Here is a 21,055-nt window from a genome sequence, read left to right on the forward strand (position 1 = left end):
CCCCATCCCTTCGCTCCGAATCAGCAAATCCGGAACGTATTGATTCAGCACCATTCAGCTCTGGGAAGGCTGAATGTCGATTGGCCCTAGCCGGCCGGATCAGCCGGCTTCGGAGGGGCGGCCCGCCCGGGGCTGCCGAGCGCCGCAGGGAACATGACACGGACGGTGGTTCCGCCTCCCGGCTCGCTCGTGATCACGAGCGAGCCGCCATGGGCTTCGACAAGGCCCTTGGTGATCGGCAGCCCCAGTCCGGTACCGGCTGTCTTGCGGGTCAACGCGTTGTCGAGCTGACGGAACGGCTCCATCGCGATCGCGATCTCCTCGGACCGCATCCCGATCCCGGTGTCCGTGACCAGGAGTTGGATCGATCGGTCCGTTCCGATCTCGACATCGACGACGACCCGCCCTCCCTGCGGCGTGAACTTGATCGCGTTGCCGATCAGGTTGTCGAGAATCTGGCGGAAGCGAACCCCGTCGACGAGGAGACCGAAGGCCGGATCAATCGGCGACATCGACAGGGCGACGCCGCGCTCCGCCGCCATGCCATGCGCCGCCCGGACGGCGGCGGCCACGGCGTGCTCCAGGCGGATCCATTCGGGTTGGATGGCGAGATGGCCCCGGGCGATGCCCGAATAGTCCAGAATATCGTTGATCAGGCGCAGCAGATGGCGGCCCGAGCCGCCGATCTCCGTCGCATAGGCGACGGATCGCTCGACGGTCAGGCCGGAGGGACGCCTCGCGGACAGGATGTCGGCCAGACCGATGATGGCGTTCAGCGGCGTCCGCAGCTCATGGCTCAGCGTCGCGAGGAAGGCGGCCTTCGCCTCGTCGGCCTGCTCCGCTGCATGCATGGCGCGCCGCAGCTCCTGCTCCGCCTGCTTGCGGGCCAGCACGTCGATATAGACCGAGAGGCCACCTTCGATGAGCTCCTGGTCGCCGGATTCGAAAGCCCGGCTCACATTCGCCTCGGACCGGTTGCCGATCATCAGAGCCTGGCCCGTCGTGCGATCGTACGCCCAGAGGACATAGGGCAGCTGCAGAATGCCCGTAAGCTCATAAGCCGGCGGCTCGATTCTGGATTGAGCGGTGGTGAAGAAGAAGTCGGGAACGCTCGGCAGAGTGATCGGCGCGGCCGCCTTTTCGCGCAGCCCGATGGCATGCGTGACACGAAAGGTCCGGCTGCCGGGGGTCTCCTCGACCAGAAGCGCCGCACGGTCGCACATCGCATTGTCGACGACGATCTCCAGGATCTGATCGCCGAGATCCTCCGGCCCGATCACCGTGTCGGCGAGACGGTGGGCTTCACGGATCAGCTTGGCCAGCGTCCGGCTGCGCCGCGCCTCCCGGAAGGCTTGGCTCTGTTCCTCCTGCAGCCGCAGCAGGCGCGCGCCGAGATCGTTGCACTCGCGCTGGTAATAGGCGAGCTCCCGTTCCAGCTGACCGGGCGATACGCCGACAGTCCTTCGCGGGCCGCCGTTCATCGTGCCGACAACACGGTCAGGAGGCCGGTCCAGTCCAGGGGCCGGCTGTAGCCGTCGAAGGGCGCGATCTCGACGCCGGAATAGAAGCCGAGAAAGGGAATCGACGGATCGAGGTGGTCCGCCACCAGCCGGGCCTCTTCGACCGCGGCACCGCTGCGAGCGCTGGCGCGGCCCGCACAGTCGATATAGATCGCCAGAAGAGGCTGTCCGTCCCGCTGCACCTGGTTGATCGCGCTGATGCCGTCTCGAACGCTGTCGAGCATCAACGCGTTGTCCCGGGACATGATCTGAACCCGCGTGCCGAGGCGGAAGTCCCTCTCGAACAAAGTGATCGAGCCGGTGGTCCGGTTGGCGCGCAGGATCAGACGGTTGACGTAACTGTTCTCGTCATAGGCTGCGTAGGGATCCCCCTGCTTCTCGCCCAGCGTGGCGATCAGCGACAGGTCATGCGATGAGGTGGCGCCCAGCGTCACACCCAGCATCTGCTCGATCACCTCGAGCGCCGGCCGGCCGTCGAGTTCGAACACCTCGGCCCCTTCGATGCGCGTGATCTCCATGAAGGTGCTGACTGGGCGGCAACCGTGCAGGATGACGGTCTCGTCCTTGAGCCCGGATGGGAAGACGAGCGCGACGGCCGCATGCTTGGTGACGGTCGTGCCGTCGAGCACCCAGGCATCGGACAGATTCATGTCGGTCAGGGTCCCCCCGCCGATCAGCCGGATCCTGTGGCCGGCAAGACCCGACTGCAGCCCCTCGACCAGATCGCTCGCCGGATGCAGACGCAGCGGCGACGGGTCAGCGACACTATCATAGAACATCAGCACGACGGAGTCCTGCTCGGCGGTTTCGGCCAACCTTTGTCCGAGCGAAAAGCCAGCGGCGCGCTCACCCTGCCGCAGATCGCGGTTGACCAAGATCTGCGGCGGGAAATCATCCGCTGCGAAGGCGACGAGCCCGACCTCCAATCCGCTGTAGCCGAGGCCGTCTCGCCAGATGACGCCGGCCGCCGATCCGCCGACGATCGCGACCGTATCCCCGAATGTGGTCCTGAGCGCCTCGACAACGTCGGAGCCGTCATGCTTTCCGCCGCAAAACACCAGCAGCAGTTGCGGGACGATATCCCCCAACGTCGCACGACACTGCTCGATCGCTGTCGTAGCCGAGACGCTTCTTCCATGACCAATCGCGACCATTCAGCCTCCCCGGCCATCAGGCACCCGGCGGCGCCCGCGGGCCATCCATTCAGCGGCAGGACATCTGTCCTTGTCCATCGATCACTGCATCGGCACACGCCAAAAATCCCGGCTCGGCGCCGCCGCCTTCTGTTCCGGCATCGCAACCAGAAACCCTTGCAGCCGTTCGCAGCCGAGATCCCGCAGGATCCGCAGCTGGGTTGCATCCTCCACGCCTTCGGCCGTCACGCGGAGGTCCAGCTCCCTCGCGAGTTGCATCGTGGCGCGGACAATCGCGACGGCACGCGGATTGGATGGCAGATCCGCCACGAGACACCGGTCGATCTTCAGCCCGTCAAACGGAAGACGGCGCAGCATGTCGAGGGAAGCCCAGCCGGTGCCGAAGTCGTCGAGCACCAGCCGAATGCCCAGGCTCCTCAGCTGCTCGAACACCCCGGCGATTTCCTTTGATGCCTCGAGCCGAACCGATTCCGTGATCTCGAGCTCCAGGCGCGTCGGAGCCAGTTTGGCGGCGGCCAGCGCCGCCATCACCGCCGACAGGAAAGCGCCGGATCGAATATGCGCTGCGGAGATGTTGACCGAGACTTGCGCGGTCCATGGCCAGGAGGCCGCCTGTCGGCAGGCGTCCTGGAGCGCCCACTCACCAAGATGAGCGATGAGGCCGGTCGTCTCGGCAACCGGGATGAAGATGCTGGGAGCTATTTCGCCATGGGTCGGATGGCGCCAGCGCATCAGCGCTTCGAAGCCCCACAAATCGCCATCGGAGATCGCCACAATCGGCTGGAACACAAGAAAAAACTGCCTTGCCTGACGCGCGGTCAGGAGATCCGCTCTTCCCGGCAGCCCCTGTTTCCATCCGCGGCGAAGACGAATAATGACCTATCTCCCAAGACTGGATATTGCCAATCGGGATCCTCAATGACATCGAGGCGCATCCAATTTCCGAACGAAGCAGACTGACATCGGGACACGACGCCGAATCCGAAAATTTTAGATAAGCGGAGCATATTTGAGAAGAAGCGATTTGAGTGCCCGCCCCCAACGCCCGGCTCAGCCTGGTGCAGGCGCGGCGCAACGAGGTGGTTGCCGGCCATGAGCTGTGCAACGCGATCGGCACGCTGACGGCGCAGGACCCGCCTTCGGTCAGTCCTTGCTGGCCAGCAGCGTGGCCGCGCGAAGCGCGCTCAGCAGCTCCATCGAAGCCCGCCGCGTGACAGGCAGGCCCTGGCTCCGCTGGAAGCGGGCGATGGCGGCCCGGGTCCGGCGCCCGACCAGACCGTCGATCGGCCCCGCATCGAAATTCATCCTCGCCATCAGCTGCTGGATCTCCTTGATCTGAGCCACCGTGGCTCGCTGCGGCCTGGCCGCAGATCGTGCTGCCGGGGCGGACGCCGGGATCACCTCGGCCGGGCCAGGCGGCGGCAGGCCCGCCATCTGCGCCGCCAGATCATCGAGGATCGGGTCGGCGGCGGGCATGCCGGTCCGGTCCAGAACGAGAGGGCAGGCTTGCGGCGCCAGGCTGACAAATCCGATGCGCGGCGCGGCCGGACCGTCACCATGGGCTGCGGCCTGCAGCCTCGCCAGCGCCGCCGCGGCCTGCTCGCTTCCGGCATCGGCCGCGACCCGATACCAGCCGGCGGCGGCTTGCGGATCGGGCGCCCCAAGCTCGCCGCTCTCGTAGAGCCTGGCCATGTTGTAGGCGCCGCGCGGATTGCCGCCGAGGCTGGCCCGCCGGAACCAGATCAGCGCCTCCGCCGGGTCGCGCACCACGCCCGAGCCGTCGCGATAGGCGAGGCCCAAGGCGTTCAGCGCGCCGGCGTGCCCGGCTTTAGCGGCTTCGCGGAAGCGTGCCACCGCCCCTTCCGGATCGCGCGGCAAGCCAGCGCCTCGTTCCAGCAGCACGCCGAGATTGTATGCGGCGCTGGCCACGCCCTGATCCGCGGATAGACGATACCAGTAGGCGGCGCGCTCGAAATTCCGCGGCACGTCGATGCCGAGCGCGTAGAAGGTACCGAGATCATGTTCGGCGTTCGCTTCACCGGCGACGGCCCTGAGCGCCAGGCTGCGCAGTTCGGCAGAGGCGTTGTCGGGCAGCAGCAGCTCCGCAGCCCGATCGTCGGCCGGAACGGCGGCAGTGCCGGTTCCCGGCGGCGATGCTGCAGCCGCTGTCGGAGCGCCCTCCGGACCTGCGGGCGTGATTTGCTGAGCCGCGGCTGCGGGAGGGCTTGCGAAGCCGGATACCTGTGGCTCTTCGGCACCTGCAGCCAGAGGACCGGCTTCGGCCCGGCGGGCTCCCGGCCCTTCCGCAGCGAAGCAGCCGCTGCCGGCGGAGATAAGCAGTACCGCGACCATGAAGCGAGAGGCGGCACTGCGGGCGCCGTTCGGTGCGCGGTCGAGCCGGATGTCGCTGTCGACCGGAGATCTCACCAACTCCTCACCCGTTTTTCGAAGCCTCCCGCCGCCTCGCCGAATTGGCATGAGACCGGGCAAGCCGCCTTCTTCTGGTGTCGGATCGTGCTCGCCCGGTCCCATGTGGAGGAGTTGCGAGGCTGATCAGCGGGGACGTCTCAGCCCATCAATTCCCGAGTGAAAGCCTAGATGCGCGGCCGGTTTCGACCTAGATGTACTTTCGGCGATCACCCCGCTCTGAGCCGATCCTCAAAAGGGAGCCCATCCGCGGGTCAAAGGCGCTACTTCTTTCCCCCCGCTACTCCATGATTGCTTCGCACCGGGCCGAACCGGCGAATCAATGGCCGGCGAGGGTCAGCCGCGTTCTTCACGACGCTCGTTCTTGGTGATTAGAGCCCCTACGTCGAAAGAGGTAATTGGACCGTCGTATTGGAATGTTATTATTTGGATGCTTCGGCCGAGGAAATGAATGTGTTCGGGCCGTCACCCGACACACGGCTTCGCGGATAGAATATTCTTGCCCGTGCTGACGGATCGGGAAAGGACGCTGGGAGCTGGAAAGGCCGCCTTTGCAGGCGGCCTTTTCCACCTCAGGAACTCGACTGAACAGACGCCGTCATCGGCGGATGCTTCGATGCATTTGCTTCGATCCGGAGCCTCCGGCCGAGCGATACGGGAACATCGGCTGCCGCCATCTCTCGACAGGACATTTCTTCCTCTTTGATGATCTTCGAGCCTATGAGACAATTAACTGATTTTTCTGAAGGATAGATCGAAAGAAACAATCTCGATCCGACATGGGCTCCACCTGAGTCCTCATGGTTTTCAGAGGAGCCACTGAGATCCTTCGCTTGGTCCGGAGGTATCCTTGGGTTGCGCCACCATCCGCATCAGATGGGCCGAACGGGCAGCTTTCGGTGGTCTGGCCCTGGTGGCTTCTGTCTTCGCGGCCTGGCTTCCCGACGCCCGGGCCGAGACCATCGAAGCTCGCCTCGAGCCCAACCAGACCATCCGGCAGCTGTCGGAGCGGTATCTGGGGGATCCCGATCTCTGGCCCGAGATCCTCGAGGCCAGTGATGTGGCCTCGGTCGCGCATCTGTCCCCGGGCCAGCCGCTGAGAATCCCGGTCGATCTCATCGCTGCCGCCGAACGCGCCCTCGCCCGCTGCGCCGACCAGATCAGGCTGGCCAATCTGGCGGGGGCCCAGCTTTTCGCGCCGGACGAGATCGGCCGCGCCATCGGCCTCTACGACCGGGCGCTCGGCCGTCGCGTCGAGCGCGCCTGGGTCGACGCCAAAGATCTTGCGCTCGAATCCCGTTCAGAGGCGGCAAGAGCCCTCGCCATCTCGGAACAACGGCGCGACGAGGCGGCCGAGGCGCTGCTGAGCGACAAGAACGGATGGGTCGAAGCCCGGAGACCGAAGGATCTGTCCTGGAACGACGTCAAGCTCCGCGCCATCCTGGTGGAGCAGGAAAAGGTCCGCACCCTGTCGGGATCGACCGCCCAGCTCACCTTCCGCGACGCCAGCAGGCTCAGGCTCAACGCCAACTCGAACGCGATCATCCAGCAGATGCGCTACGACCCGCTGACCCGCCAGGAGGAGGCGAAGGTCAGCTTGGTCGAAGGCGACTTCTACGCCCTGCTCGCCAGCGAGAGCGGGCGCACAAGCTTTGCCGTCGACATCCCCGAGGCGAAGGCCCGCATCGAGTCCGGCGATTTCTGGGTCAGCAGCAGCGATGCCGGTGCCAAGTTCACCAACTACGACGATCGCCCCGTTGCCGTCGTGGCCAGAGATGAAACCGTCGTGCTCGGTCGGAACGAGGGGCTCGTCCTATCCACGAACGGCAAGGCCGCCGAAAAACGCGACGTGCTCGACGCGCCTCGCCTCTCCACGCCCGCCGATGACGACGTCGCCTACGAGGTATCCGTCGATCTCGCCTGGACCAGCCTGGACGGCGCCGGAGGCTACTGGCTCGAGATCGGGGCCGACCAGTCGTTCGACACGATGCTCGTCTCGGAGTTCGGGCTTCGGAAACCTGCGTTCCGCACCGGGCATCTGCCCCCCGGCGATTATTATTGGCGGGTCTCCGCCCTCGACGCCTTCGGCCTGCCCGGCGAGCGGAGCACCCCCTGGCGCTTCACGGTGGTGATCGACACGCTCGCACCGTATCTCAGGATCGACGCGCCGGGCGAGGGCGGGATAGAGCGCGACTCCGCGATCGAGATCCGGGGCGAGACGGAACCGGACGCCGCCGTTTCCGTGAACGGCCGTCGGGTCGAGGTGACGGCCGCCGGGCGGTTTGCCGGGCCGATGACGGCCGGTGAGGGCGACAACCTGGTCGAAGTCGTGGCCACCGACCCTGCGGGAAATCTCACCCGGCTGCAGCACCGCTTCAGCTTCATGCCGGACCGGTCCGAGGCGGTCGTCCTGGACGGGTCGGTGCCCCGGGATCCGGCGGGCAGGGTGCTGGCCGCCGGCGACACCGTTTCCCTTGCAGGCCGCACCAAGCCGGCCTCCCGCATCGATGTCGTCGGCGCCGACGGCGCCCTCCGCGGATCGACGGCCAGCGACCCCGAGGGCCGCTTCGCCCTCAACATCGGGCTCGGCGCCGACGAGGAGGCGCTCTCGATCGTCGTGACCGCGCCCTCGGGCTTCCGCAGCGCGCACGGGATCGACATCGCGGTCGACCGCCAACGGCCGACCATCACTCTTTCGGAGGAGTTGCCCCGCCTGACCGCGTCTGAAACGCTGTTCGTCAAAGGCTTGGTGGCCAAGGCCGACGCGACGCTGCGCATCAATGGCAGCGAGGCCGGGCTGAAGGACGGCGCTTTCGATGAGATCGTCAGCCTGCACGTCGGCGACAACCCGGTCGAGCTCGTCGCCGTCGACGCACTCGGCAACAGCGACGTGGCCCGGTTCACGGTCACGCTCGACCAGGATCCGCCCCGCCTCGTGGCGGCGAAGCTCACGCCCGAAGCGGGCGATGCCGGTTCCCACGCGGCGATCGAGATCCGCGCCTCCGACGCTTCGGGGCTGGCGGCGACCGCGCTCGCGACCGTGGGGTACGGGTCGGGGACCGCGGATGCCGTGCTGCGGTTCAATCGGGCCGCGCAGGCCTATCAGGGATCGCTTCCTGTCCCCCGCGGCGAGCTGAGATCGGCGGCGGTTCGGACGGTGGAGCTGACGGATGCGGCCGGCAATCGGCAGTCGTACCGCATCGACTGAACGGGAGATCGCTTCGGATAGGCACGATGGGACCATGAGCATGAGGGCAGGTCGGACGGGAGCATCATCATTCGTCGTCGTCATGGCCATTCTGGCAGGCGGATCCGTATCGCCGGCGCAGGCCGACGAGAGGCCGGCCCTCATCACCTATGGCCCGAAGGCGCTCTCGCGGGAAGGCGACTTCTATCGCGAGCAGACGATCTACATCAGCGTGCCCGAGGGCTCGACCGAACGGCTGTGGATCAATGTGTTCGACCCCGGAATCAGCGCGGAATACGACCAGTCGATGGGCCCGCCCGGGGCCAGCCGGACCCGCTACGCGGTGTTTGGCGGCCCCGGCGCCTTCTCGCTCCCCCCGCTCGTCCCCGCTGTTCCACCGCCGGAGCAGGCATCCGCGGGCACGCTGATCGCGGAGAAGGTGTTCGGCGACGAGCCGGATGCGGTGGGCCAGTGGAAGACGGTGGCCGTCGTCGATCCGCGCCGGGGCGACGCCGTCGACGGGCGCCGGATCCTTCGCCTGCTGGTGCAGGGCCTGGAGGGCGCGGCCGGCAACGTCTTCGACGTCGCGGTGAGCGCCCGCGAGACGCGGCAGATGCAGCCCGAGGGGCTGGAGATCTTCGCCTATCGGCCTGTGGTCCGCGTCCCCGATCAGAGAACCTTCGCCGAGCTGCGGTTCCGCCCGCCGGCGGGGGCCGACCGGCTGGTCGTCTACAACTTCGATCTGGCCTTCGGCACCCTCGATCTGACGACTGCGTTCACCTCCGTCCCGCTCAAGGCATCGGGGCAGGACAAATGGCAGGCGACCGAGCTTCCCCTCGCCTCCGGGGCCGGCGGAGCGGACGCCGCCCTCGAATTCGGCCGCGGCGTGGAGATGCCGAACGACGCCACCTTCATGATCGCGGATGGCGCCGGCAATCCGGTGCGCTTCGAGCTCCCGGTGACGCTCTGGCCGGCCCTGGTCCGGCCGAAACCGGCGATCGACCGTTCGGATTTGGCGGCCTGCGGGTCGGTGTCCTTCGACGCGGGCCGGTCCGTGGACCCGAAGGGCGGGCATCTCACCTATCGTTGGGATTTCGGCGACGGTTCCGCCGCCGAAGGCCCCCTCGTCCGCCACGACTACGGATCGCCGGGCCGGTACATGGCCCGGCTGGAGGTCCTCGGCTCCTCCGCCAGGATCGGCGACGGCGCCGCAGCCGATGTCCAGGTCGATGTGCCGGTGCCTCCGGAGGCCAGCATCGAGGCTCCCCGCTCCGCCTCGGTCGGCGCCGATGTCGCCTTCGACGGCAGCACATCGGTCGCGGGCCGATTGCCGATCAAGCGCCTGACCTGGCGCTTCAATGACGGCGCCACGCTCCAGGGCGCCAAGGTGGGCCGGCGGTTCGACAAGCCCGGCCGCTACCTGGCCAGCCTGACGGTCGATGACGGCTCCGACCAGCCTTGCGGTGCCGACACGGCGGAGGTCTCCATCGTCGTCAACACGCCGCCGGTCGCCGTTCCCGGTCCCGCACGCCGCGTCTCGGTGGACGAGACCATCGCCTTCGATGCCCGCCAATCCTTCGATGCCGATGGCCGGATCACGGCCTATGCCTGGGAGTTCGGCGACGGCACGCGGAGCACCGCTGCGCAGCCGGCCCATGCCTATGACCGGCCCGGCACCTACATCGTCCGGCTGACCGTGACAGACGATGCCGGGCTGCCCGATTCAACGGCCGCGGCCACGACCACCATCGTCGTCAACGCCCCGCCCGTGTCGATCGCCGGCCACGACCAATCGGCCGCCGTCGGCGAACCGCTGGTGTTCGACGGCTCCGCCTCCAGCGACCCGGACGGGCGCCTCCTGATCTGGGACTGGAATTTCGGCAATGGCGACACCGGGACGGGGCAGAAGACCACCTATGCCTTCAGCCGGCCGGGCGTCTATCGGGTACAGCTCACCGTCCGGGACGATTCCGGAACCAGTTCGGCGACCGGCGAGAGCACGCTCAGCGTGCGCGTGAACGATCCCCCGGTCGCAATCGCCGGACCCGATCAGCTGGTCACCGCCAGCGCCGTCGCCTTCGACGGCACCGGCTCCTCCGATTCCGACGACGCGATTGCGGACTATGCCTGGGATTTCGGCGACGGCCGCACCGGCAGCGGCCCCAGGCCGACCCATGTCTACGAGGCCCCCGGCCGCTACCCGGTCCGCCTGACGGTGACGGACCGGTCGGGGACCAAATGGAACTCGGCAAGCGACGGCATGACCGTGGTGATCAATGCCCGCCCGGTGGCCGATCCCGGGCCGGACAGGATCGTCGCGCCCGGAGAGAAGGTGGTGTTCGACGGCAGCCGCTCGCTCGACCAGGACGGCGATATCGCCGACCATCGCTGGGATTTCCGTGACGGCAGCAGCGCCCGAGGCCGTATCGCATCGCACAGTTTCGCCCGGCCGGGGATCTATGATGTCAGGCTGGCGGTGACCGACGACAGCGGCGATGCCGATGCCGTCGACTACAAGGAGGCCCGGATCACCGTCAACGCCGCGCCGGTCGCCGATCCGGGCGGCGACCTGATCACCGCGCCGGGCGACCCGGTCCGGCTCAGCGCCGCCACCTCCTATGATCCGGACGGCCGGATCGTCAGCTATCGCTGGGATTTCAGCGACGGCGGTGCCCCGGTCTCCACCGCGCAGGTCGAGCGGCGGTTCACCGCGCCGGGCCTCTACACCGCCCGCCTCACCGTGGCCGACGACAGCGGCGCCTCCAACGGCTTCGATTCCCGCGAGATCGGCATCGCGGTCAACCACGCCCCGGTCGCGGATGCCGGCCGCGACGCCGTGACCGAAAGCCTGATCGTCTCCTTCGACGGCACCGCCTCGATCGACCCGGATGGCGATCCCCTCACCTATCGCTGGGATTTCGGCGACGGGGCCTCGGCCACCGGCGCCAGGATCCAGCACACCTATGCGGCGGCCGGCACCTATCCGATCATCCTCGTCGTCGACGACGGCAAGAGCCTGCACAACTCCGTCGACCAGGCCGCCAGATCCCTCGTCATCCATCAGCCGCCGGTGGCGGATGCGGGCGGCAATCGCCAGGTCTGCACCGGCGACGTGATCACCTTCGACGGATCGAAATCCCTCGATCCCCAGGGCGGCGCCCTGCGTTACGCCTGGGATTTCGGCGACGGGACCAGCTCCGACATCGTCAACCCGACCAAGACCTACCGCAGCGGCGGCGTCTATCCGGTCACCCTGTCGGTGCGGGACAGCGCGAACCTCGCGAACAGCGTCGATGCCGACAGGGTGTCGGTCAAGGTCGACCAGGGACCGTCGGCCGATGCCGGCCCGGACATCAAGGCCTGTGCCATGTCGTCGATCGATTTCGACGCCTCGCGCTCCTTCGATCCGAACGGGACGATCAAGCGCTACGACTGGGATTTCGGTGACGGCAGGTTCGCGATCGGCGAGAAGCCCAGCCATGTCTACGAGCATCCCGGCGAATACCGGGTCTTCCTGAAGATCGAAGGGCAGCGCGTCGGCCAATGCGACCCGCACTCGACCGATGAGATGGCGGTCAGGATCCTGCAGGGACCCGTCGTCACGATCGGCGCCCGTCCGGCTGCGCCGCTCGGCGAGGTCGCCTTCGACGGCTCCGGCTCGCACATGCCGGGCGGCCGGATCACCGGCTGGCATTGGGATTTCGGGGATGGCGCCACTGCCGAAGGCGCGACCGTCAGCCACGTCTTCACCGAACCCGGCCCGAAGAAGGTCACCCTCACCGTGACCAGCGATTCCGCCTCGCCCACCTGCCAGCGCGTGGCCGCCACCCATGTCGTGGCCGTCAACGCCCCGCCGGTCGCCGTGATCGCGGCGCCGGAAAGCGCCTCCCAGGGCGAGGACCTGCTGCTGGATGCGGGCCCATCGCACGATCCGGACGGGGCGATCTCGGCCTATGACTGGGATTTCGGGGACGGCGGCACGGCGAAGGGCATCCGGGTCAACCACCGCTTCGCGGCCGCCGGGACCTACAAGGTTCGTCTGACGGTGACCGACGAAGCCGGCGTTGAAAACTCCTCCACGACGGTGGAGACGATGCTGGCCGTGCGTCCGCCGCCCGCGCCCGGGATCGTGCTGCCGGCCGCGGCCTGCACCGGCGAGGATGTCCGCCTCGTCGTCAAGGGGGCGGCGGCGGTGAAGCCGATGGGGGACGGCTGGCAGAACGCCGGCACGACGGACGGGGCTCACAGCTTCGTCCGGCGCTTCGAGACCCCGGGCCGCTACGACGTGACGGTCATCCCGGATGACGGCCGGGACCTGGCCAGCAGTCGCCGGCCGCAGACCCGCATCCTCCACGTCAACCGGCCCCCGGTGGCGATGCCCGGTCCGCAGCGTGCCGTCTGCCCGATGGCCGAGGTCGCCTTCGACGGCACCTCGTCCTACGATTCCGATGGCCGCATCGTCCGCTATGAATGGGATTTCGGCGACGGCAGCGGCGCCCGGGGCCCGACCGCCACCCATGTCTTCGAGACGCCGGGAACCTACAACGTGGCCCTGACCGTCACGGATGACACGGAGTCGAGCTGCGCGGCCACCCGCCGGTCGGTGCCGATCGTGGTCAATGCACCGCCGGTCGCCGATGCCGGCCCCCCCTTCGAGGCCTTCATCGGCGGCGCGGCGGATGCGGTGCTGCTCGACGGCACGGGGTCCCGGGACCCCGACGGCGGCGCTCTCACGCATGTCTGGCGGATCGGCGACGGCACCACCGAGTCGGGCGAACGCGTCCGCCACCTGTTCCGGCAGGCCGGCGACATCCCGGTGGAGCTCACGGTCACCGACAGCTCCGGCCTGCCCTGCGGCGTGGCCACCGACGACACGATCGTCACGGTCCGCCGGCGCGCTCCGATGCTGGTGACCAAGGTGCCGTCGTCGGAAGCTCGGGAGTGACGGCGGGGCCGATGTCATGTCGTTGAGCCTTCGCCGCAAGCTGCTGCTGTTCTCGGTGCTGATCGCGGCGCTGCCGCTGCTGTTCGCCGGGCAGTCGCTGATCCGGATCGCCCGCGACGAGATGAAGAGCGCCGCCAATGAGCGGCTGGTCACCACCGTCGGCGAGGTGACGGGCCAGATCGATGATATCTACGAGCGCGCCTGGCTGGCCCCCCTCCTCCTGATCCGCAGCGCCATCGACAGCGACAAGATCAATATAGGGGAGAAGGTCGCGATCCTGACCCATGGCATCGCCCAGCTGCCGGACATCGTCGCCCTGCAGATCACCCTCGATGGCGGCCGGCTGCCGCTGGTAATCTCGCAGGACCGCTTCAGCACGAGGCTCACCGAGGCGGGCATCCAGCCCCTGAACGTGCTGCGGGCGCCGCCGGAGGCGATGCTGGCCTCGGCGGCTGCCGACGAGGAGGCGGCCGCGCGGATCACCGCCGTCATCTACGAGCCGAAGACCGAGACCTGGCTCGCCACTGTCGCTCTGCCGCTCGAAAGCCGGTTCAGCGGAGCGCGCGCCGTGCTCTCGGCCAGGATCGATCTCGGCCGGATCCGAAGCTTCATCATGAGCCAGCCCTTCCGCCAGGTCGGCATGATCACCACGATCGACGCCGAGGGGCGGAAGCTCTTCGACACCGAGCTGGACGAATCGGGCCGGGTCAAGCAGCTGGGCCGGCGCGACATCGTCGGCGAGGCGCTGGCCGCCCGCGAGGGCAACCGCGCCCGCACGATCAGCGTCGACACCTATCTGCGGCCGGACGGGACCCCGATGCTCGGCACCTTCGCCTTCACCCGCAGCTTCGACTGGGCCGTGATCGTCGAACAGAAGGAGGCGGACGCCTACTACGCCGCCGACGTCATGATCGACAGCCTGTTCTTCTGGGTGGTCGGCGGGCTCGTCGTCGCGGTTCTGGGAGCGGCGGTGTTCTCCCATCGCATCAGCCGGCCAATCCTCGCGATCGGGGAGGCCGCGAATGAGGTGGCGAAGGGGAACTACCACGTCCAGGTCAGGACCGTGCGCTCCCGGGACGAGATCGGCGAGTTGGCGAAGCGCATCAACCACATGATCGTGCAGATCAACGAACGCTTCGAGCTCATCAAATTCGTGTCCCACGGCACGATGGACGCCATCCAGCATTCGGACGAGACCGGCGTCCATCTGGGCGGAAGCCGCTGCGAGGTCGCGATCCTTTTCGCCGATATCCGCGGCTATACGGCCTTCGCCGAAAGCCGCGACCCGGAGACGGTGATCGAGACGCTGAACTTCTATCTCGCGGCGCTGGCCGATCTGGTCACCGCCCATAACGGCGACATCGACAAATTCGTCGGGGACCAGATCATGGCCGTGTTCCAGGGGCCCGTCATGGCGGCCGACGCGCTTCGCTGCGCGGTGGCGATGCAGGCGCACATGGCCGATCTGTCGACCGCCAACCCCGACCGGAACCTCTCCATCGGCATCGGCATCGATATGGGCGAGGTGGTGATGGGGGCGATCGGCGCCAGGGACCGCATGGACTTCACCGTGCTCGGCGACCGCGTCAATGTCGCCGCCCGCCTGTGCTCGGCGGCGAAGCCCCGGCAGACTCTCGCCACCGCCGCCGCGGTCGAGGCCGCGACGACGTCGCAGCCCGACCTGCCGCTGCTGTCCCGCGCCCTCGATCCGATCGCTCTCAAGGGCAAGAGCGCGCCGCTCAGGGTCTATGACATCCACCCGGCGAGCCGGGTGGCCGCCTGGGGCGAGGACGACGCTAGGACCGCGGCTCCGCCGGCAGGCTGAACTGGAACAGGGGTGTCGCGGTCATGCGGTCGGCCGGGCTGCCGAGCGGATGGTTGATCGTCAGGCGCAGCGACCGCGCCTGCCAGTTGACCCCACCGAGGAAGACCAGCCGGCCGAAGACATGCGACCGCGGCGCGATCTGCATCTCCGGATTGTCCGGCGGGGGAAGGAAGGGATAGTTCCGGCCGCGGTCGTCGGTCAGCAGCAGGCTGCCGGATGGGTTGAGCCGCCGCCGGTCGATGCCCGGATTGAAGATCTCGACATCGACGACGATGCTGGAGGGCAGGAAGCTCACGGTGTCGACCGAGATGGTCATGCCGTTCGGATGCGTCTTGCTTTGTCGCACGCGGACACTGGCCGGAGCGGAGTGCTCCCCCGGCGCGGGCTGTGCCGGCTGCCCGATTCCCGGTCCCGGTGCCGGCAGCCCCGGCTTGACCAGCGGGTAGGCCGGGACCGGCTTCCCTGGTGGCCGGGCCGGGCTCGGCAGCGGGGGCGGCGGGTCGATCTGGAGCTGGGCCTGCGCGCCGTCGACGAGACTTGCGGCCGCGATCACGATGATCGCCGCCCGAAGGCAGCGGCCGCCGACGCGTATCGGCGTTTCGGCAACCCGGCGCAATCCGTGACGGCATGCGGACTCGGCCATGATCATCAACTCTCCGCCGCACGGCCCGGGTCCGGCAATTCGGCAATTGGGTGGGTCCCGGCCATGCATGCCTCCCCGCCCATGCGGTCGGCGATGCCCGTCCGATCCGGGACATCGGCGGAGATGCTGCGCGGCCCGGCTGTGCCAGGTCCGGCTCCGCTAGGCGAAGCCCCTTGGGACGACCGGACGGCGATTGTGGGCCAGCGCAAAGAAGTAGGCCTGGATGAAGACGCGAACCGCGCTGGACAGGCTGCCGTCACCCCGTTGCGAGGCGCGTATCCGGCTCACGAGGGCGTTCATGGGAACGCCCTCTCGCGTCACGATTTCCTCGAGCCCGCTCCAGAATTGCCGCTCCAGCCGGATGCTGGTGCGGTTTCCACCAATCGTGACATTCCGGGTATGCGGCTCAAGTGGGTTCATCACCCGAAAATGAGTGGATCGGCCCATTATTTTCACCAATTTTAAAGACCATCCCAGTATTTCTTCAACAGGAAATATGCAAAAGCTCGAAATTCAGCTTTCCGATTATTCAATTTGATTGATGAGCTACCCCTTCCGTGGCCAGGCGATACGACGCAAGGCGACCATCCGTCGTAACGTGTGGCCGTCCTCGGCGGGCCTCGCGTTGCGTCAGCCCTCGTCGTGACGGATCAACCGCCGGATCGGCGAGGGCATGCCTGCAAGGTCAGCAGCACGCCGAGCGTGAGCCCGAGCACGACCTTCAGGCCGCGGGTGATCGCCGCGAAGATCGATCTCGTCCTCCCCCGATCCTGAAGGTGATGCTGTGGCTGCCGGGCGCGAGCGGAACGCCGGCCCCGGCAGGGTCGCCGGCCGCGGGCCCGCCGTCGACCGCGACGTCGCGGTATTCGGGCGGCAGGCGCAGCGCCCCCGTCGCCCCGTCCGGCACCGTGACCGAATAGGTCACCCGGTCGCCGTCGGCCGACCACCCGGCCGAGACGCGCCCCGCCGCGGTGTCGTGATGGGCGGCGACCGGCGACAGCGCCGGGATGATGGTCGGCTCGAACACGATGTGCCGGAAGCCGGGCCGCCCCGGATCGGGGCGGAAGCCGGCCACGCCCTCGAACAGCCACTGGCAGATCGCGCCATAGGCGTAGTGGTTGTAGGAGTTCATCGCCGGCTCGAAGATCGTGCCGTCGGGCCTGATGGCGTCCCAGCGCTCCCAGATGCTGGTGGCGCCCATCTTCACCTGGTACAGCCAGCCTGGCACGTCCTCCTGCAGCAGCACCCGGCCCGCGAGCTCGCGCTCGCCGATCGCGACCAGGGCCGGCAGCAGCGCCGGGGTGCCGATGAAGCCTGTGCCGACGCGGCCGCCCGTGCGCTCGACCGCGGCCTTGAAGTATCGCTTCGCGGCCTCGCTGTGCTCCTCCGGGATCAGCCCGTGCAGAAACGCCAGCGCGTAGGAGGTCTGGTCGTCATAGAGCAGGCGGCCGGAGGGGGTGATGAACTCCCGCGCGAAAGCCCGCCGCACCTCCTCCGCCATGCCGGCCAGGCGCTCGGCGGTCTCGGCCTCCCCGACCAGCCGGGCGATCCGGGCCGTCAGGGTCGCGGCGATGAACAGGTAGATCGTCGCCGCGGCGTCGTCGCCGATGGTGGGCCAGGGCTTCTCGGTCGGCCCGCTGGGCTGCAGCCAGTCGCCGAAGGTGAAGCCGCGCCGGTCGCGGCCCGGCGGCGGCCGGACGATCGGCCCGTCGCTGATCGACCAGACGAAGTCCACCCAGCGGACCATCGCCGGCAGCGTCTCCTCCAGGATCGCACGGTCGCCGTAATGCAGCCACAGCGTCCAGGGGATGATCGCGATGGCGTCGCCCCAGCCGGTCGACCCGGCGAAGTTGACGAAGTTCTCCGGCTTCATCCGGGTCGGGTCGGGCGAGACATGCGGGATGGCGCCGTCCGGCCGCTGGTCCGCCATCACGTCGCGGACGTATTTGCCGAGAAAGCCCCGGCAGTCGTGCAGATAGCAGGCGGCGCCGGCGAAGACCTGGGCGTCGCCGGTCCAGCCCAGGCGCTCGTCGCGCTGCGGGCAGTCGGTCGGCACCTCGATGAAGTTGGCGCGCTGCGACCAGATCGTGTTCTCGACCAGGCGGTTGACCAGCGGGTGCCCGGACACGAAGGCGGCCACGGGCTCGCCCACCGAGGTGATCGGGACCGAGACGATCGAGGCGACCTCGGCCCGCCCCTCGACCGCGACCCGGACGTAGCGGAAGCCCTGGAAGGTGAAGACCGGGCGATAGGACTCCTCGCCCTGCCCCTTCAGCACGTATTCCAGCCGCGCCTCGGCCGTGCGGAAGTTGGCGTTGTCGAACCGGCCCTCGCGGTCCAGCACCTCGGCATGCTCGACGACGACGCGCGCCCCGGCTTCGCCCCGGACGGTGAAGGCGACGTAGCCGGCGCTGTTCTGGCCGAAATCATGGATCGTCCGGCCCTCCCCGTCGGGCCAGGACTTCACCACCGGCAGCGGCGGCCGCTCGCGGACCGGCCGGGTCTCGTGCGGGATCAGCACCGAGGCGTCGAAGGGCAGCACCGCGCCGCCGGCCGTCGCCTGCGGCTCGACCCGGGCGTCGTAGATCTCGCCGAAATAGATCCCCGATTGGCGCACCGGCAGCTCGCCGCTGGCCCAGCTTCCATCGGTGGCGAGCAGGACCGCGCCGGAGCTGCCGCGCAGCTCGGCGATGGCGGCGATGTGCTCGCCCCAGACGTTGAACTTCTTCAGCCCGCGCCACATCATCTGCGAGCGCAGCCAGCCGTCGGCGAGCCAGATCTCGATCCGGTTCTCCCCCGCCCGCAGCAGGTCGCCGACCCGGTAGCTCTGGTAGGACAGCCGCTTGTCGTAGCAGGTCCAGCCGGGGGTCAGCAGGTCGTCGCCGACGCGCCGGCCGTTGATGAAGCAGCGATAGAGCCCGAGCGCGCTGATCCGCAGCACCTCGTCGCCCGCCACCCGGTCGAGCGCGAAGTCCTTGCGCAGGAAGGAGGACGGCGTGCCGACGCCCCGGTCGGCCAGCGGCCGCACCATCTCGGCCGACCAGCCCGGCGCGTCCCCTGCACCGCTGCGGACGCGCGCCGTGGCGATCTCCTGCATTCCCCGCTTCTCCCGGACATCAGTGTGTAGAATGTTCTACGTGTATCGTTCTACAGACCTCGCCGTTTGACAACCGGAAATCGGCGCGATCAGGTGGCGCGAGCGCGGCGCAGGAAGGCGGAATGGATTCATCGGGCAACGGCAGGCGGACGCAGCGCGTGACGATCCGGGACGTGGCCCGGGACGCCGGCGTGTCGGTCGCCGCGGTCTCGAAGGTGCTGCGCGACGCCTACGGCGTCAGCGAGGCTCTGCGCGACAAGGTCCGTGCGTCGATGGCGCGGCTCGGCTACCGCCCGCTCGCCGCCGCGCGCGGCATGCGCGGCCAGACCTACACGCTCGGCATCACCCTGTCGGACATCCGCAACCCGTTCTTCGCCGACATCATGACCGGCATCAACGCCGCGCTCGAACGCACGCAGTACCAGCCGCTGCTCGGCATCAACCAAGGGTCGAAGGCGATCGAGGGAGACCTGATCGAATCGATGCTGGACCGGCAGATGGACGGGCTGATCCTGATCGCCCCGCATATCCCGGTGGACGCGCTGGCTGCCCTGGCGCGGCGAATCCCGATCGTCGCCATCGGCCACCACCAGCCGGACGCGACGGCGTTCGACACCGTCAACAACGACGACGAGCTGGGCGCCCGGCTGGTGGTGCAGCATCTGGCCGATGGCGGCTACAAGACCATCGGCATGTTCAGCCTGGCCCTCGACCGCGGCTCGCCGGAGACGGCGGTGACCTGGAAGCGGGAACAGGGCTACCGGGCGGCGATGGAGGAGCTGGGCCGTCCCCCCAGCGTCGTCCGCGCCGCCTTGACGCTGCGGGAGATCCAGACCGCTGCGCGGCACCTGCTGCAGGGCCCGGACCGGCCCGAGGCGCTGTTCTGCTGGACCGACTTCGTGGCGCTGGAGGTGATCAGCGTCGCCATCGGGCTGGGCCTGTCGATTCCCGGCGACCTCGCCGTCGTCGGCTACGACAACACCATGTTCTGCGAGCTGGCGCAGAACGACATGACCAGCGTCGACCAGTCCGGCGAGACCCTCGGGCTGCAATGCGCCCGGCTGCTGGTCGAGCGGATCAGGGGCCGGACCGACCCCCAGCACCTGCTGATCCAGCCGCGCGTGGTCGCCCGGGCCAGTTCACGCCGGCGCTGATCGCCGCCGGGCCGCCCCAGCGGCACCGGCCGTGCCGCGGCTTTCGGTGCGCGTTCCCATCATTCTGAGGGCCTGGCCGGTCCCTTCGTCCAGACATCTTCCTCGGTGATGCGGTTGAGCAGCGGCTGCCCTGCCCGGTAGCGGCGAAGATTCTCGGTGATGACATCCAGCGACCGTTCGGCCCTGTCGGGCAGCGCGGCCGTGAAATGGGGCGTGATCAGCAGGTTGGGCGCATCCCAGACGGGATCGTCGGCCGCCGGCGGCTCGGGGTCGGTGACGTCCAGCCCGGCGCCGGCGAGCCGGCCTTCCTTCAGGGCGGCGATCAGGGCCGCCTGGTCGATCACCGCGCCTCGCGAAAGATTGACGATGATGGCGCTCGGCTTCATGCGCCGGATGGCCCGGTCGCCGATCAGGTGGTGGGTCGCATCCGAGAGATTGACGACGAGAGCGAGGATATCGGCCTCGTCGAGGATCGGATCGATGATCTCGCCCCGGTCCGCCGAGAACATCCGGTCGACGCCGGGCGGGTTCGGCAGGTCGCGGCGACGATAGCCGAGCACCCGCATGTCGAAGGCCTTCGCCCGCGTGGCGAGTTCCCGCCCCGTGTGACCCATGCCGATGATGCCGATGGTCCGGCCGTACAGGGCGCGCAGACGGTTCATCTCGGGTGCGCGACGCCATTCGTGCCGCTTCTGGGCGTCGTGGAAATCCGGATAGCCGTGGCCGAGCATCAGGGCGAACATCAGCACGTGCTCGGCCAGCGCCGGGCCGGAGCGCCCCGCCGAGCCGGTGACGATCAGACCGCGCTCGAAGACCTCGGGACGGGCGGATCTGGTGAGCCCGGCATGGTCGCAATGGACCCATCTGAGCCTGGGTGCCGCGAGACACCGTTGGTCGAGATCACCGGCGAGGATGGCGATCTCGGCCTCCTTCAGCGCGGCCCCGAGGGCCCCCGCATCCCGCGACGAGACGGCGATCAGGCGGTCCGGCCCGACCGCTTCCGCCAGACGATCCCAGTTCGCGCCCTTGAAGGGCGTTTCGGTGTCGATCATCACCACCCGTTCGGCCATGCATGTCCCCCGTTGCTGTCGGACGGACCTGCA

General features: G+C 68.4%; 12 protein-coding genes. 4 read left to right on the forward strand and 8 right to left on the reverse strand.

The window, feature by feature from the left end; genetic code table 11:
- Positions 1 to 86 precede the first annotated feature (86 nt).
- The 4 genes from ACFW16_RS26005 to ACFW16_RS26020 all read right to left on the reverse strand — a co-directional run bounded on the left by ACFW16_RS26005 (position 87) and on the right by ACFW16_RS26020 (position 5,101).
- Complete coding sequence (locus ACFW16_RS26005; RefSeq protein ID WP_380310551.1) at positions 87 to 1,481, reverse strand: sensor histidine kinase; 1,395 nt, start codon at positions 1,479 to 1,481, stop codon at positions 87 to 89.
- On the reverse strand, positions 1,478 to 2,674 hold the full coding sequence (locus tag ACFW16_RS26010) for an FIST signal transduction protein (protein WP_380310553.1): 1,197 nt from the start codon (positions 2,672 to 2,674) through the stop codon (positions 1,478 to 1,480). The genes ACFW16_RS26005 and ACFW16_RS26010 overlap by 4 nt, the downstream gene beginning before the upstream one ends.
- 81 nt (positions 2,675 to 2,755) lie before the next feature.
- Complete coding sequence (locus tag ACFW16_RS26015; protein ID WP_380310646.1) at positions 2,756 to 3,550, reverse strand: EAL domain-containing protein; 795 nt, start codon at positions 3,548 to 3,550, stop codon at positions 2,756 to 2,758.
- A gap of 267 nt (positions 3,551 to 3,817) precedes the next feature.
- Entirely contained in the window at positions 3,818 to 5,101 is a 1,284-nt protein-coding gene (locus ACFW16_RS26020) for a peptidoglycan-binding protein (RefSeq protein ID WP_380310555.1), read from the reverse strand.
- An 850-nt stretch (positions 5,102 to 5,951) separates the two neighbouring features.
- Between ACFW16_RS26020 and ACFW16_RS26025 the strand changes: the two genes are divergently transcribed.
- From ACFW16_RS26025 to ACFW16_RS26035, 3 genes are all read left to right on the forward strand, one after another.
- Entirely contained in the window at positions 5,952 to 8,309 is a 2,358-nt protein-coding gene (locus tag ACFW16_RS26025) for a FecR domain-containing protein (RefSeq protein ID WP_380310557.1), read from the forward strand.
- 82 nt (positions 8,310 to 8,391) lie between these two features.
- Positions 8,392 to 13,233, forward strand: coding sequence for a PKD domain-containing protein (locus tag ACFW16_RS26030; RefSeq protein WP_380310560.1), 4,842 nt, complete (start codon positions 8,392 to 8,394; stop codon positions 13,231 to 13,233).
- 16 nt (positions 13,234 to 13,249) lie between these two features.
- Positions 13,250 to 15,058: an adenylate/guanylate cyclase domain-containing protein gene (locus ACFW16_RS26035; RefSeq protein WP_380310562.1), complete on the forward strand. Its 1,809-nt coding sequence runs from the start codon at positions 13,250 to 13,252 to the stop codon at positions 15,056 to 15,058.
- On the opposite strand, the gene ACFW16_RS26040 is transcribed toward ACFW16_RS26035, so the two are convergent.
- The 3 genes from ACFW16_RS26040 to ACFW16_RS26050 all read right to left on the reverse strand — a co-directional run bounded on the left by ACFW16_RS26040 (position 15,030) and on the right by ACFW16_RS26050 (position 18,798).
- A complete protein-coding gene (locus ACFW16_RS26040) occupies positions 15,030 to 15,770 on the reverse strand; it encodes a hypothetical protein (RefSeq protein ID WP_380310564.1) in 741 nt (246 codons plus the stop codon). The genes ACFW16_RS26035 and ACFW16_RS26040 overlap by 29 nt on opposite strands.
- Positions 15,771 to 15,860: 90 nt before the next feature.
- Positions 15,861 to 16,148, reverse strand: a complete 288-nt coding sequence (locus ACFW16_RS26045) for a ribbon-helix-helix domain-containing protein (RefSeq protein ID WP_380310566.1) — start codon at positions 16,146 to 16,148, stop codon at positions 15,861 to 15,863.
- 274 nt (positions 16,149 to 16,422) lie between these two features.
- Positions 16,423 to 18,798 (reverse strand): family 78 glycoside hydrolase catalytic domain, encoded by a 2,376-nt coding sequence (locus ACFW16_RS26050; RefSeq protein ID WP_380310568.1) that lies wholly within the window; start codon positions 18,796 to 18,798, stop codon positions 16,423 to 16,425.
- A 158-nt stretch (positions 18,799 to 18,956) separates the two neighbouring features.
- On the opposite strand from ACFW16_RS26050, the gene ACFW16_RS26055 reads away from it, so the two are divergent.
- A complete protein-coding gene (locus tag ACFW16_RS26055) occupies positions 18,957 to 19,952 on the forward strand; it encodes a LacI family DNA-binding transcriptional regulator (RefSeq protein ID WP_380310570.1) in 996 nt (331 codons plus the stop codon).
- Between the two features lie 59 nt (positions 19,953 to 20,011).
- On the opposite strand, the gene ACFW16_RS26060 is transcribed toward ACFW16_RS26055, so the two are convergent.
- Positions 20,012 to 21,022, reverse strand: a complete 1,011-nt coding sequence (locus tag ACFW16_RS26060) for a D-2-hydroxyacid dehydrogenase (RefSeq protein ID WP_380310572.1) — start codon at positions 21,020 to 21,022, stop codon at positions 20,012 to 20,014.
- Between the last annotated feature and the right edge of the window lie 33 nt (positions 21,023 to 21,055).

It is taken from the genome of Inquilinus sp. NPDC058860 (assembly GCF_042743185.1).
Taxonomy (GTDB): Bacteria; Pseudomonadota; Alphaproteobacteria; order DSM-16000; family Inquilinaceae; genus Inquilinus.

Bases quoted from the DNA above. Each gene is read 5' to 3' on its own strand.
- ACFW16_RS26050 (WP_380310568.1), bottom strand. From the start codon at position 18,798: ATGCAGGAGATCGCCACGGCGCGCGTCCGCAGCGGTGCAGGGGACGCG.
- ACFW16_RS26040 (WP_380310564.1), bottom strand. From the start codon at position 15,770: ATGCATGGCCGGGACCCACCCAATTGCCGAATTGCCGGACCCGGGCCG.
- ACFW16_RS26010 (WP_380310553.1), bottom strand. From the start codon at position 2,674: ATGGTCGCGATTGGTCATGGAAGAAGCGTCTCGGCTACGACAGCGATC.
- ACFW16_RS26045 (WP_380310566.1), bottom strand. From the start codon at position 16,148: ATGGGCCGATCCACTCATTTTCGGGTGATGAACCCACTTGAGCCGCAT.
- ACFW16_RS26005 (WP_380310551.1), bottom strand. From the start codon at position 1,481: ATGAACGGCGGCCCGCGAAGGACTGTCGGCGTATCGCCCGGTCAGCTG.
- ACFW16_RS26060 (WP_380310572.1), bottom strand. From the start codon at position 21,022: ATGGCCGAACGGGTGGTGATGATCGACACCGAAACGCCCTTCAAGGGC.
- ACFW16_RS26030 (WP_380310560.1), top strand. From the start codon at position 8,392: ATGGCCATTCTGGCAGGCGGATCCGTATCGCCGGCGCAGGCCGACGAG.
- ACFW16_RS26035 (WP_380310562.1), top strand. From the start codon at position 13,250: ATGTCGTTGAGCCTTCGCCGCAAGCTGCTGCTGTTCTCGGTGCTGATC.